This window comes from Vampirovibrio chlorellavorus (genome assembly GCF_003149375.1).
Lineage (GTDB): Bacteria > Cyanobacteriota > Vampirovibrionia > Vampirovibrionales > Vampirovibrionaceae > Vampirovibrio > Vampirovibrio chlorellavorus_B.
Map to the genome: position 1 here is coordinate 170,036 of NZ_QFWH01000004.1, position 13,228 is coordinate 183,263.

Below are 13,228 nucleotides of genomic sequence, written 5' to 3' on the forward strand. Positions count from 1 at the left end.
TCAGGGGCTTCCTGTATTGGGAAGGCTTTGCTCTCGTTCCGGGGCAAGGCGCTTGCTCAGGTACTGGTAGAGAATGCCCTGCAGACGGGGGGATAACGATGGCGCTGTCCATTCCTTTGCTTCCTGATGGTAGTCCGCAGCCCCTGAATGATGGGCAATTACAAAGCGTTGCACCATTGGACGCTCATCTTTTAAACATGATAACAGTTTTTCCCGGGAGATCTGCTCCACCAGCGCGTGGATGCCTGGATGGGCAGCGCTTTCCGTTTTCTTGTTTTTGGAAACCAGTACGCTTTTCAGTTTTTTTAGTTCGGCGGCCACTTTTTGAATGTCCAGATGGGCTTCAATATTGTGGGGGTGGCTGTAAAAAGTAATCAGCTCCTTTTCGTCGCTGTCAAAGGTCTGCATCAGTCGGGCCCGCTTGGAATGGGGGAGGGTGTCCAGCAGCAAGGCCACCGCCGCGTATTTCTCGGCGTTCTGAAGTGGTGGGGGGCTCTCTGGTAAAACGGCTGCGGGCTGTGTAGGGGGCGATACACTCTCTGGCCCCGAGGGATTGGCTGGCGGCTCCTCAGGGAGCGTGGCCGCCTGTGGCTGTTGTTCTGCCTGGGGCAGCTCGGATTCGGGCTCGGGGTTGATGGGCCCATAGGCTTTTTCATATTCGTTGATGTAGTGAATCAGGGCGCTTTCGGCCCCCTGCGTGACGAATTCGGCTTGCTGCGCCTGGGTAAACTGGAACTCCGGGGTGCGCTCCTGACCGTGCGTAGCCGCCACCACCTGTTTGGCCTGCTCGTAAACGTGTAATGCCACCTGCTGGGTGAACTGCTCAGCCATTTCGCCCGGCAGGTTGTAGTCCCGGCAGCGCAAAATACAGTAGAGAATTCCCTCTCCAAACAGGCTCAGGGCCTGCATGGCTTTCTCATCATCAATGGCTATGGGCTCAGCCCCTTCTTGCAGGATGATGCCCGTTTCCTTGGCCAGCTCCGTAATGGCCACCTGATTGAAACTGGCCACGAACTGGGCGTAGCCGGTGGCTTCCTCCTCGCTCAGGTCGTAGCTTTGCGCGCGAAGAAAGACCAACTGGTTGGCCTGCTCTAGGATGGCTTGTTCGTTGAAGTTGCTCATGGGTGAATGGTTGGTCGTTAGGGGGGCTGATGAATCCGGTTACAATGGTTTAACCTGTTGACTGCAACCTTGTGAAAACGTCTCTTCCTTCAATAATAAAACCGAAAAGAACGGGTCGATTTATGGCTGCCAGGGTAGAGGTAGGGCGCCTCCCCTGATGCCGGTGGTTTCCTCCCGTAGTAACACATCGGCGCTTTGTTTCATCATCAATTGCAAATCTTTGGGGTCCTGCAGGGGCATGGGCAGGTTTTCGGGAGGATATTGCAAAAGGCCGATCATTATTTTTGATAAATTGAACAGCTTCCAGGCCAGCGTTTCCAGAATGGCTTTTCGACGCTCCCAGTCCAGGCGGGAATCCCGAAGTTTTTTGGCGCAATGGTTGATACCCCGCAGGAATAAATCGATGATTTGATGCGCGGTGGTCGCGTCCACGGTTACTACATTGTCGGTGTAGGGCAATTTTACGGTGCGATCCTTGGACAGTTCATCGGCGGCAATGCGGGTGAAGGCAAAGATGATGTTGCGGGTTTCCTCGATTTCTTCTCTGGGCACGCCGACTTTATCCAGTCGGTCGCAAATGCGAGAGGCCCACTCGGCGGCAACTTGTTCGGAATGAAATAAAGGCTGGCTCATCGTTCGTCTCGTTTTAAACTGTTAGCACAGGGACTTTGAATAATCGATGGGACTTGTGCAATGGGGTGTGTCGGCTTTTTGCTTTTTTTCTTCAGGAAGATTCAATCCAGTTTTTAATTTCCAGATCGAGAGCCTCATCATCCAAATCCTCCCCGGCCACTTCTTCTTTAAGTTCTTGCAGAACCTGTTGAATCCCCCCGCCAGTGCCCAGGCGTTTCTGGGATTCCATGAGCTTGCTTTCCAGTTCCTGAGCCTGCTGCATTTGTTTTTGCTGGGCTTCCAGGATCATTTGGGTCTGTTGCTGGGTGGCTTGCAACTGGGCCTGTTGCTGGCTAGCGAATTGTCGTAGCTGTTGTAATTCCTGCTGGGTGTAGGCCATGGCCTCTTCCGGCACTTTGCTGCCGCCTTTCTGCATCATGCCGATCAGCACAATGGCCAAAACGCAGAGCAGGATGGTGCCGCCGGCCCAGTATAGCCACGTTAAATCGGAGCTGCCGCCGCCGCTGGCATCCGCGCCTTCCAAACTGTTAACCGGGGTCAGTTTGCGCATGTTGCTTTGGGCAATGCTCACGTTCTCCGGGCGCACTTTGGGGCTGGCCGCCTTGGCCAGTAAAACCTGTAGCTCATTCACGCTCATGCCCTGCGGGAAATGACTGCCATCAATGGTCACGGCGATAGAGATATCTTCCACCATGCCCACCGGGCGGGTTTCCACCCACTGGGTTTTGGAGTTGCTGTAAGTAACCTCCACGCCGTTGCGGTTGTAATCCTTGTTGCTGCTTCCCCCACCGGTGACAGCGCTTTGCAGGCTGCTGGGCAACAGGCTGCTGGTGGGGCCTCCGGCGCCCGGGCCTGCGCCGTTTGAGTTCAGATTTTCGTTAAAGGCCTGTTTGGTGGTGACCACGGCCCCTTGCGGATCAAATTCCTGGGTCATGGTTTCCCGGGTGGCCTGCCGTACTTCCGTACTGACGGTGACCACGTAGTTACCGGCGCCCACCAAGCGATCCAGCTGGGTGGCCACTTTTTGCTGCATGTAGTTGTCTTGTTCTTCAATTTTGTCGGTGATTTCCGTACCGTTATCCAGCACGCTGCTGTAGGTGTTGCCGTTGGTATCGGTCACCGTGACGTGAGAAGCGTCCAGCCCCTGCAGGCTGCCCACTACCAGATTGGTGACCGCTTTGACCTGCGCCTTGGTCAGGCGGCTGCCAGTGGGTAACGTCACTTGCACGGTGGCCGACATGGGCTGCATTTCGCTGCGGAACAGGGTTTGTTCCGGGATGGCGATATTCACGGAGGCGTCTTCAATGGGATCAATTTTTTTAATCAGCCGGGCGATTTCCCCTTGCTGGGAGCGGATGAGCTTAATCCGTTTTTCCTCCCGAGAAGCGGTCAAGTCGCCTTTATCGAAGGCTTCCAGGCCCACATTTTTATCCATCAAGCCTGATTGCACCAGCGAAATCAAGGCCTGATCCCGCTGGTTGTTGGTGGTGTCCGGCTCAAAGTACAGGGTGATTTTATCGCCGTCGCCCTTGCTGTATAAACGCACGTTTTCTCGGGCCAGCATGGCCTGAATTTCAATGGCTTTGCCGGTACTGTTGACCAGCGCCAGTTTGCGGTCCTCTTCTTTGGAGGGCAGCTTTTGCTGGCCCATGTCCTTGGGGGCGCCGCTTTGGCTGACCAACACCACCGCTCCAATCAGAATCAAGCCCAAAACGCCAGCCACAATGGCCAGCATGCGCTTGTTTTGCAGTAGGGCTTGTATTTGGGGGGGCATTGGTTTGTGCTTCCTGCGTCCAATAGGGACCCATTGCGATGGAATGAGCCACTGTTATCTTACGGTGAAACGGCAGTGCCTTTTATCGGTTGGCTGATGGATCTTCCAGAGCCCGCTTTCCTGAGAATGGAGGAGTTGAGGCTTTTTAAATCTGAATTTGCAGAATGCGGTCGTACGCTTGCACCACTTTGGTGGCTACCTGCGTGGTCACGCTCATCACCAGTTCGGCCTTGGCGTTGGCCACCATCACGTCGTGTACGTCCACGCCGCCGGTGGTCATGGCCTCATGCATCAGGGCGTCCGGGGCCTGGGCGGTTTGATTGACAGTGTCCAGGGTTTTCATCAGGGCGTTCTGGAAATCGGGCTTTTGTACTTCGCCCTGCAATTGCAGTTTGGGCATGGCCGCCTGAAAGGGGCTTTTTACCCCTTCGGTTATGGAGAGCTTGGGAATGTAGCCAATGTTCATGGGTTAAACTCCGTTGTTATAAGCTGGGTTCAGTTGGAAGCGTGGCTACCGCCGGGCGCTGCTTAAGTGTTTGGCGTGGCGGTCTGCTGATTTTGAAGGTACAGGGACAGGATATTGCGCACGTAGTTCTGGGTTTCCTTGTAGGGAGGAATGCCCTGATGGCGGTTGACCGCTCCCGGCCCTGCGTTGTAAGCGGCCAAGGCCAGCGGGATATTTCCGTTGAATTGATTTAAGAGCCCCTTCAGGTAGCGCATGCCCCCTTCCAGATTCTGGGCCGGATCCTGAGGGTTGGCGACCCCCAGTTGCTGGGCGGTGCCGGGCATCAGTTGCATCAGCCCCATGGCCCCGGCTTTGGAGACGGCGTTGGGATTGAAGCCCGATTCCTGCTGGATGAGGGCGTTGACCAGATTCTTATCCAGCCCGAACCGGCTGCTCAGGGTTTCCACCAGCGGCTGGACTTCGGCTTTGCGCTGATTGACGCTGGCCGCTCCGGCTTGCTGCAGGAAAAACTGAAAGGGCTTGGGCTGGTTGGTTGCTCCTGCTGGCAGGCTATCACTCAGTGGATTGGCGGGCAAGGCCGGGGCGTTACCGGGGGCAAGCGGTTGTGGCCCCCGCACGGCAGTAATCATGCCTTCAATCTGGCGCATGCGGCTTTCAATGGCATCAATGCCGCCGCCTGCCATCATGGTGGTATTTCCGCTGAGTCCGAACAGGGTCATTTTCTCTTGTCCTTTTTCTGATGGTTTTTCTTATTTTTTTCGGAAGGGCTTGAGTCGCCGCTTGCCCTGGCGGTTCAGGCGTTAGCCGCCCCGACCAATCTCCAGCGCTTTGTTGGCCATGTTCTTGACCACGCCGATTACGGCCAGGTTGGCCTCATACAGGCGGGAGGTATTGAAGGCATCGGCCATATCGGTCATGGGGTTTACGTTGGAGAGGGTCACGTAGCCGTCTTTGTCGGCTTCCGGGTGACCCGGTTCGTAAATGCGCTTGCCCGGGGTTTTATCGGCCACCACCCCGGCCATCAAGGTTCCGCCGGGCCCGTAGGAAACCCCGGTGGTAATCACCCCTTTGCGCATTCCGGCAATGACATCCTGAAAGGCCATCTGCTGGTTTTCCATTAGTACCGGAATTTTGCGCTCGTAAAAGGGCGTGTTGACGTTGGCGATGTTGTTGGCGTGGACTTTCATCCGCTCGGATTGAGCGCTTAAACCTTGGACGGAAATATCAAGTGATCCGGATAATGTCATGGGGGTTCAATCCTCGGGTTGGCTCAGGGCGTGTGATAGCTTGAATCAAGTCGATAAACCAGGGTTTGCTGGGGGGCGTCCCAGCTGGTAAAGCCGCTACGACACAGGCGTTGTTTCTGGTAGACCAGCAGGACAAAAGGCATTAGGGGAATCAGGGCTGAGAGGAACAGCAGGCCGTTCACCCAAACGGAGCGGGCGAGAGAGGATTCCCAGGAGAGCGGGTTTTGGTGTTGGGTTTGAACAGTCAGGCCCCACAGCCGTTTGCCCGGTGTGGTGCCCCAATGGGTCAGGAACAGGGTGTCACAGGCGATGGTGCTGAGGGCCAGACAGGGCAGTACCGTGCTGGCGTGCAGGGCTTGGGGCTGCCCGATGAGCGTGATGAGTCCAGCCGTTATAAGGCCAGCCAGGCTAAAGTCCAGCGCTTTGGCCCACAAACGACGCCAGGGATTGCGCAATTGTAGACACTGCGCCTCTGCCGTCCAGGCTTGTGGACGAAAGCGAAAGGCCGGGTTGTGGGATTGGGAAGTAGGCATGGCGATGCTTCTCTGGCTCACGGGGCTTGTTTATCTGCCGACCTGGCTGGCGCTTTTGAGGACGGTCACAATACTGGCGGCTCGCCGGGTGGTCATACTGTAGAACAGCAGGTTTTTCTGCATGTCGACCAGCTCTTTTTGCAGATTCACCGGGGTGCCGGTGTTGTGGTTCATTTCGCTGAGCTTGCTGCCCATGCGCTGGGACAGGTTGGTTTCAAAGGGGTTCTCCGCTTTCAGCACTTCGGCGAAGCTGGCGCTGCGAGCCGTGTAGCCGGGCGTGTGGGCATTGGCGATGTTGGCGCTGGTCAGCTTTTGCCGGGAGGAAATGGCGTTCAGATACTGAAGCGAGGGGCCTAGCGCGTTGTCTAAAAAGTCCACGGGGTTGCTCCTTTAGTACGAGTCATTCAATTACTGTCTCAGGTTGACGGACTGACGGTAGAGTTCGTCGGCGAATTTGATAATCCGGAGGTTGGAGATGAGCGAGGCGTTCAGTCGCAGCACTTGGTCAATTTGCATGTGGACGCTGACATTGGATCGCTCCAGGGTGCCTTGCTTGATTTTGCTGTTGATGTCGGCAATAGGCTCCCCAGAGTCGGGGGTGGGGGCCAGCTTGTTGTAGCCCAGATTTTTCAGTGCTTCCGGGTTGGGGAATTTGGCCAGCGTGATTTTGCCAATGACGTTGAAATCCTGATTTTTAGGCGTTTTAACCCGAACTTCCCCGTCTTCCCGGATTTGAATTTTTTCGTAATCGATGGGCACTTGAATGCCATCGGCCACAATATCGCCCCGGTGATTGACAATGTAGCCCTTGCTGTTCAGGGTCAGGCTGCCGTCGCGGGTGTAGGCCACCGTGCCGTCCGGTTGAGTGACCGGAATGTAGCCAAACCCGTCCACGGAAATATCCAGTTCCCGCTTGGTAATCATGGCCAGCCCTTTGCTGGCGTCCACTTTTACGGTGCCTTCCAGTCGATCATCGCTGGTCAGGTACTGCTCAAAACGTTGGGCTTTGTAGCCGGTGGTGTTGAAGTTGGCAATGTTGTTGGAGATGGAACCTAACGACTGAAACTGCTTGCTGGCGTTGCTGGCAGCCAGTTTCATAATCACATCAAGCATAGTCGGACTCCTTTAAACAAAGTTTTGAAAAGTGGGATCGGAACTTAAAAATCGGATGAAAATCAGGGCTGGAAAAGCCTTGGGTTAATGGGACTCATTACTGGGCTCGGCCCAATTCCTGAATCATGCGGGACAGGTTGTCGTTCTGCACAATAAACATTTGCCGGTTGGCTTCAAATTCCCGCCGCAGGGGCATAATGGCCATGTACTCATCCTGCAGCATCACGTTGGAATCTTCCACGTAGCCCTGTTTCATATCGACTTCGCTGGCGGCGGAGCCCTGTTCGTTGGCCACACCGATGGTGGCCGCCGAGGTCACACTGCCTTTTTTCAGGTTGTAGAGCATTACCTCGCCGCTGGGCGTTATTTTCAGTTCTTTTTCCAGATTCTCCGGAATGTAGGGCAGGCGGATGGGTAGACCGGAGGCGGATAAAATCCGTTTGCCATCCAGTGCTTTCAAGTACCCGTCCTTATCCAGCTGAAAGCGGCCGTCCCGGGTCAGATCGACTCCGCCATAGGCGTTCAGTTTTTGAAAATAGCCTTTGGTGTTCAGGGCCACATCCAGCGGGTAGCCGGAGCGACGCAGGCGACCAATGTCCGTATTGGTGGCGGAATCGACGGCGTTGGGGCCCAATACTTCGGCAAAGGAGGTGATGACCGGGCTTTTTTTCTGGTAGCCGGGAATGCCGTAGTTGGCGATGTTGTCGGTATGCACGTTGAGCAGGGACATTTGGGTGTGCATGGCCTTGATGGAAATGGTCAGCCCATCATTGGCGTAAACGTAACCTTTCAGTTCCATGGCTGCTTTCCTTCTTGCGTTAAAGCGCACTGTTGGGATTGTGCATGGCTTTTGGCCAAATACAATGTCGCCTGATCTGCATTTCGGTAAAGCGGAAATAAAATGAAGAATCCCCCACCCAAAATCCTCTGGATGGGGGACTGCTCTCAAAAAATGGGAGGTTGGCTAAAATCGACTCCCTAAAAACGATCCCACAGCTGGTATCCGGCAGTGCCTCCCTGGGCTGCCCCCTGAGGGGCTCCGGTGGCTAACCCAACCGGTACGGCGGCAATGGTGCCAATGAGACCCACCGGCACCAGCAATGGATTTTGTTCCGCTTCGCCAAAGGTGCCTTGGGCAAATTGCTCTTCTGTGGCCACCACGCCCTGTAAGCCCCCGTGAATGGCCCCAATGGCCAAGCCTGTGGCCCCGGTCACCAACCGCAAGGGAATGCTGACCATCTGCCAGGTCTGGTTGCCGCTGCGGGTCATGGGCCCGCTGTGCGGGGTTTTCGCTGGAGGGGTCTTGCCTGCGGATGCGGCAATGCCCCGGCCGCTGACTAACACGGCTACAATACTTGCCGCCACCAATAGCACGGCAAAAATTCGCCTAAACACTACGTTCTCTCCTACGCTCTATCCGATCTCTCTAACTGGACTGACTCATTCGACTGAATCTACGGGCACAAGCCTTTACCACAACAACGGCTGGCCACGTTGATCAATTGCCTTCGATGCCATCATTCTAAAAGATTTTTGCGGATTCGCCTACTAAAAAAATCCCAGCCGTAAAGCCGGGATTTTTGAGATTTTTAAAAGAAGGGGCTGGCCCTAAATTTTGACGGCATCCACCTTGAAGGTTTCGGGATGCTTGATGACGGTCTGGATGATTTCCAGGGTGGCGGTAAAGGAAATCAGCTTGTCCATACGGCTGACCGCTTTGGCGCCCGCTTCGGTCAATAACTTTTGCAGTTCTTCGGCCCCGCCGGTGGTACGGGCTTCCAGCGTAGCGCGCAAGTCGGTTTCCCGAATAAACGTCATGTCCTTGCGGTTGTTGTAATAAATGTACCAGGCCTTGTGCGTAAAGCGGGCCGTGCTGCTTTGCAAATCATCGGTAGTAAAAGGCGGTTCTGCGGGGGGAGCCGGTTTTTCGGCGGTGGCTGCGGCGCTGGCCGCTGGCTTTTCAGGTTGAGTTGCTTCACTCATAACAGACAATCCACTCCAAAGCATTGTTGATTCAATGTGTTGCCATCTTAGCAGTCGCACACAGTAGTGACAAGTTTAGTGAGCCCCAGTGAGAAGTTTAGTGAGCCAACAGGCTCTTCTGAAAACGCCGGGTTCCCTGCGGGGTCGTTTGCTGTGTGGTTTGCTGGCTGGCCAGCGGCAAAGGGGCTTTGGTGTCCGCCTGCCGGGGGGCGGTGGATTCGGAGGGGCTGTAGGAGCCTTTCAGGCCGGTGGGGCCATTCAGGATATCCGGGACGTCCCGTGTCTCGGGACTGGGTGGTGCGGGCGTGTTGACGCTGCCAAAGATCACGTGCAACAGGATGATGGCTTCCGCCCGGGTGGCTGGCCGGGTGGGTTTAAACCCGTCTTCAACGGTCAGTTGGTTGGCGTTCACATGAAAGGCTTTTTGCAGCAGGGCGTCCCGATAGGCCACCGCCACAAAGGGTTTGGCCCATGCACTGATGGCGGCGTAATCCTTGAACAGGGACAAGGCTTCGTCACCGTTGGTGTCGGTGGCGCCCGGGGTCATGCCCTCCACGGCCTGCGGACTCAGGCTCAGGGCATCGGTGTATTTTTTTGCCAGAAAAACGCCCAGGCTGCAAAGGGTCTCCCGGCTTAAGGTTTCGGTATCGGCAATGCGATGGGTGCCCAATTGCATGTCCGGGGCGATCAGTTCCAGTTGTTGCGGGTTCATGGGGCTGCTCAGGTCATCGGCTTTCCCGTTGATCTTTGTGGGGGCTGGCTGGCTGATGACCGGGCTGTTCCCGTCCTGTGGAATGGGTACGCCGGCTTGGGCGGCCTGAAAGGCCGTGGCCCAGGTTCTGAACGTTTTCAGGTCAATGGGCTTTTCCGGATAAAATTGATCCAAGGGGCCCGCGGGTTTGAGTACCCCCAGGCCAATGGCCTGACTGACCGCGGGAAACAGGGCAGGGTTTCGTGTGCCTCCCTGCTCCCGCAGTCTGGCGATATCGGCATAGGTGCCCACGAACAGAGGCAGCTGGCCCTGGTCGCTTGAAACTTCCGCTGCCGGGGGTGCTGGAATCAGGGGCGGCTCTTTGACCGGTTTCTCCCGCTGGAACGGGTTCTGCAAACAGCCGCTCAGCAATAGTGTGCCTAAAATGGCCATAGCGCCCAGAACACGCTTATTGAAAGCTGAATGATTGAACGGCGGGTTCGGCATGATCAAAGAACGCCCGTACTTTCTCTCTCGTTTTTCTACCTGTTGTTGACGGTTTGTGGCTTTTTTCCAGTTTCTTCCCCAGCGCCCTTTAATGACCTTGGGGCGCGTGGATTCGCTGAAAATGCTTTATTTTATGTTACAGTATTTTTATCAAACCATTGGTAGTTAATGCGAACAAGGGCAGTCGTGGCTCCGGTTTATCCCCTCTGCATCATCCCTTGGGTCCCTGATGTTGATTTGCGGGCTGCTTGCATTGAATGATTTTGATTGCGCGTTCGACTTGGGCGCTGACAAAATGACGCTGACAAAATGATCAAAAAAACGTAGGTAAGAGGCTTGAGGTACTGATGAGCATTCCTTCCACTGCCCAGGAAATTCCCTCCAACATTTATAAGCCCAACGCGCCACTAACCGCGCGCGTAGTGGCCCATCACCGCCTGACCGCCCCGGATTCTCCCAATGATGTTTGCCACATTGTCTACGACATTTCGGGCAGTGACTTGCGCTATGTGGAAGGCCAGAGCATCGGCATTCTGCCGCCCGGTGAAGACGCCAACGGCAAGCCCCACAAGCTGCGCTTGTACTCCATCGCCTCACCCGGGGTGGGGGATGATGGCGAGGGCAAGACGGTGACCGTTTGCGTAAAACGGGCCATTACCGTGGATGAAGCCACCGGCAAAGAGTATCATGGGGTCTGCTCCAGCTACCTGTGCGACTTGAAGGTGGGGGATATCTCCCAGTTGACCGGGCCGGTGGGCAAGGCCTTTTTAATGCCCGAGCAAGCGGACGCCAATATCATCATGGTGGCCACGGGCACCGGAATCGCTCCCTTTCGGGCCTTTCTCAGCAAGCGCTACAAGCAGTTGAAGCATGAAAAAGGCCAAAGCTGGCTGTTTTTTGGGGCCCAAACCCGCAAGGATTATCTGTATCAGGATGAGCTGGACGCTTATGCTCAAAATGAAGGCTGCCACATTGTCACTGCCTTTAGCCGGGAAGAGCAAAACGCCCAGGGTGGGCGCATGTACGTGCAGCATCGCCTGATTGAGCATGGGGAAACCCTGTTTAACCTGCTGAAGCAGCCCAATACCTACCTGTATATCTGCGGTTTGCGGGGCATGGAAGCGGGTATTCTGGAAGGCTTCCAGGAAATTGCCCAGCGTCAGGGCATTGATTGGACTGTGTTTTTTGATACATTGAAAGCCGAGAAGCGTTGGCACGTTGAAGTGTACTAGGGCCACGCCGACTATCAAACAAGAGGGGGGCTCGGTATGTCTGATCGGGTGGAATATGATGTGCTGTTGGTCGGAGGGAGTCCGTCCAACCTGATTTTGGCCCATCGCTTGGTGGATTTGGCCATTGAAAGCGGTACGGCTTTTACCTTTGGTATTCTGGAAAAGGGCAAAGACTTCGGGGCCCATATTGTCAGTGGGGCGGTTTCCAATCCCCGGGTGCTGAAAAAAGTCTTTCCCAACCTGGAGCAATCGGATTTTCCGCTGGAAGGCATTTGCCGGGACAGCCATTTTTCGGTGCTGGGGGCCCAGAATGTCTGGCACGTGCCCCGTCCCCTCATGCCGGAGGGGGTGAAAAAGGAAGGCTACTATATTCTCACCCTGAGTGAGGTGGTGAAGTGGCTGGCGGAAAAGCTGGAAGAAAAAGTCAGTGCCGTAGACCACATTCATGGCGATTTGTTTCCGGCCTTTGCCGCCCATGCCGTGGTTTATGAGGGCGACCGGGTCACCGGGGTGCAAGTGGTGGAACAGTCCACCGGCAGCCCCGATGAGGATAATATTTACGGGCGGGTGGTGTGCTTTGGAGACAAGGGCTTTGTCTCCCGAGACCTGATTGCCAAATTTACTTTGCGAGACAATCCCCAAAAATGGTCGGTGGGGGTGAAGGAAGTTTGGGAACTGGCTGAGGGCCAAAGTTTTGAGGGTCAGGTCTGGCACACCATGGGCTATCCGTTGGTGGATGGCACCTTTGGGGGTGGCTTTATCTATGGCATGAAGGGCAATAAGCTCACCGTGGGCCTGATTGCCTCTCTGGACAGTCCCAATCCCAATCTGAACCCGCAGGAAAAATTGCAGGACCTCAAAAAACACCCATGGCTTCAGGGCATGCTAAAGGGCGGGAAATTGCTCAAATACGGGGCCGCCTTGTTACCGGAAGGCGGGTATTACAGCCTGCCCAAGCAGTTTCAGGTGGATGGGGCCTTGATTCTGGGTGATGCCTTGGGCGTGCTGGATGTCAGTTGCCTTTCCGGGGTGGATAAGTCTATGGAAACGGGCTACATCGCCGCTCAGGTGATTCACGACGTTTTAAAATCCGGCGGAGACTTTACTCAGGCCGCTCTGGCTCCCTATCAGCAACAGGTCATGGATGGCTTTATCGGGCAGGAGCTGAAAAAAGGCCGGTACTTCCGCCACGCCTGGGAGGAAAACCCCCGCTTGCTGAATGCGTATTTGCCGGAAGTTCTACAGGGCATCGATACCAGCAGTCCCTATGCCGGGTTGATCAGCGTGGGCCTGAAAAATAATCCCATCACGGCCTTGACCGACGCTTTGCGTCTGAAGGGCTTTATTGAAGGCACCGCTGACATTGGCCACTTGCGCTACAAGCCGGATTATCAGCATATTATTCCCAATTACAAACCGGCCAGCCTGACCCCGCCCCAATACGATGAGGCCACGGTAGTATCTCGCCCTGATGCGGTGTTTTACGCCGATCCCAAATACCATGAAGGCAACATGCACATTGACGAGTTCAATGCCGATGTGTGCGTAAAGTGCATTAGCAGTTACGAGGCCCTGCAAAAGACCACCCCCTGTGTCTCCGACTGCACGGCGGAAGTGCATCGGGTGGATGATCTGGCCGGGGTGCGCAAGCACGGCATGTCTCTGGAAAACTGTATTCAGTGCCGTACGTGCGAAATTGTGTGCCCGGAAGTGAATCTGAAAGTGCGGGCGGCGGAGCAAGGCTCCGGGCCGGACTTTATGGGTTTGTAAGGGTCGACTTTCATCGTCATGGCAGTGGAGGAGCCCGTTCCTTCCGGGGTCCCCTTGGGTGCCTGTGTGTCTGTGCGCTGATACGATTGATACGCATGATACGAAGAAAAAAGCTGGAGGGCCTGCGGGCGCTGACGGAATTTTGTCACGGAATGGT

At 55.4% G+C, this 13,228-nt stretch carries 15 protein-coding genes; 2 read left to right on the forward strand and 13 right to left on the reverse strand.

The window, feature by feature from the left end:
- The 13 genes from DF283_RS06920 to DF283_RS06980 all read right to left on the reverse strand — a co-directional run bounded on the left by DF283_RS06920 (position 1) and on the right by DF283_RS06980 (position 10,069).
- Positions 1-1,122, reverse strand: coding sequence for a hypothetical protein (locus tag DF283_RS06920; RefSeq protein ID WP_303674006.1), 1,122 nt, complete (start codon positions 1,120-1,122; stop codon positions 1-3).
- 120 nt (positions 1,123-1,242) lie between these two features.
- Positions 1,243-1,755 (reverse strand): hypothetical protein, encoded by a 513-nt coding sequence (locus DF283_RS06925; protein WP_303674007.1) that lies wholly within the window; start codon positions 1,753-1,755, stop codon positions 1,243-1,245.
- Between the two features lie 91 nt (positions 1,756-1,846).
- Complete coding sequence (locus DF283_RS06930; RefSeq protein WP_303674008.1) at positions 1,847-3,529, reverse strand: flagellar M-ring protein FliF C-terminal domain-containing protein; 1,683 nt, start codon at positions 3,527-3,529, stop codon at positions 1,847-1,849.
- A gap of 145 nt (positions 3,530-3,674) precedes the next feature.
- Positions 3,675-3,995, reverse strand: coding sequence for a flagellar hook-basal body complex protein FliE (fliE, locus tag DF283_RS06935; RefSeq protein WP_303674009.1), 321 nt, complete (start codon positions 3,993-3,995; stop codon positions 3,675-3,677).
- A 62-nt stretch (positions 3,996-4,057) separates the two neighbouring features.
- On the reverse strand, positions 4,058-4,714 hold the full coding sequence (locus DF283_RS06940) for a lytic transglycosylase domain-containing protein (protein ID WP_303674010.1): 657 nt from the start codon (positions 4,712-4,714) through the stop codon (positions 4,058-4,060).
- 81 nt (positions 4,715-4,795) lie between these two features.
- Entirely contained in the window at positions 4,796-5,242 is a 447-nt protein-coding gene (gene flgC / locus DF283_RS06945) for a flagellar basal body rod protein FlgC (protein ID WP_303674011.1), read from the reverse strand.
- Between the two features lie 23 nt (positions 5,243-5,265).
- Complete coding sequence (locus DF283_RS06950) at positions 5,266-5,775, reverse strand: RDD family protein (protein WP_303674012.1); 510 nt, start codon at positions 5,773-5,775, stop codon at positions 5,266-5,268.
- Positions 5,776-5,805: 30 nt separating this feature from the next.
- A complete protein-coding gene (locus DF283_RS06955) occupies positions 5,806-6,153 on the reverse strand; it encodes a flagellar basal body rod protein FlgB (protein WP_303674013.1) in 348 nt (115 codons plus the stop codon).
- Between the two features lie 30 nt (positions 6,154-6,183).
- Positions 6,184-6,888, reverse strand: coding sequence for a flagellar hook-basal body protein (locus tag DF283_RS06960; protein ID WP_303674014.1), 705 nt, complete (start codon positions 6,886-6,888; stop codon positions 6,184-6,186).
- 97 nt (positions 6,889-6,985) lie between these two features.
- Positions 6,986-7,687, reverse strand: coding sequence for a flagellar basal body rod C-terminal domain-containing protein (locus tag DF283_RS06965; RefSeq protein ID WP_303674015.1), 702 nt, complete (start codon positions 7,685-7,687; stop codon positions 6,986-6,988).
- A 179-nt stretch (positions 7,688-7,866) separates the two neighbouring features.
- On the reverse strand, positions 7,867-8,283 hold the full coding sequence (locus DF283_RS06970; RefSeq protein ID WP_303674016.1) for a hypothetical protein: 417 nt from the start codon (positions 8,281-8,283) through the stop codon (positions 7,867-7,869).
- Positions 8,284-8,496: 213 nt separating this feature from the next.
- Entirely contained in the window at positions 8,497-8,871 is a 375-nt protein-coding gene (locus DF283_RS06975; RefSeq protein ID WP_303674017.1) for a hypothetical protein, read from the reverse strand.
- Between the two features lie 97 nt (positions 8,872-8,968).
- Positions 8,969-10,069 carry a hypothetical protein gene (locus DF283_RS06980; RefSeq protein ID WP_303674018.1) on the reverse strand — a complete coding sequence of 367 codons (1,101 nt, stop codon included), beginning with the start codon at positions 10,067-10,069 and terminating at the stop codon, positions 8,969-8,971.
- Between the two features lie 347 nt (positions 10,070-10,416).
- Here DF283_RS06980 and DF283_RS06985 point away from each other — a divergent pair, with 347 nt between their 5' ends.
- The gene (locus DF283_RS06985) at positions 10,417-11,301 is read left to right on the forward strand and encodes a ferredoxin reductase domain-containing protein (RefSeq protein WP_303674019.1); all 885 of its coding nucleotides are present in this window, start codon (positions 10,417-10,419) and stop codon (positions 11,299-11,301) included.
- Positions 11,302-11,337: 36 nt separating this feature from the next.
- The gene (locus DF283_RS06990; protein WP_303674020.1) at positions 11,338-13,071 is read left to right on the forward strand and encodes a 4Fe-4S dicluster domain-containing protein; all 1,734 of its coding nucleotides are present in this window, start codon (positions 11,338-11,340) and stop codon (positions 13,069-13,071) included.
- Positions 13,072-13,228 lie beyond the last annotated feature (157 nt).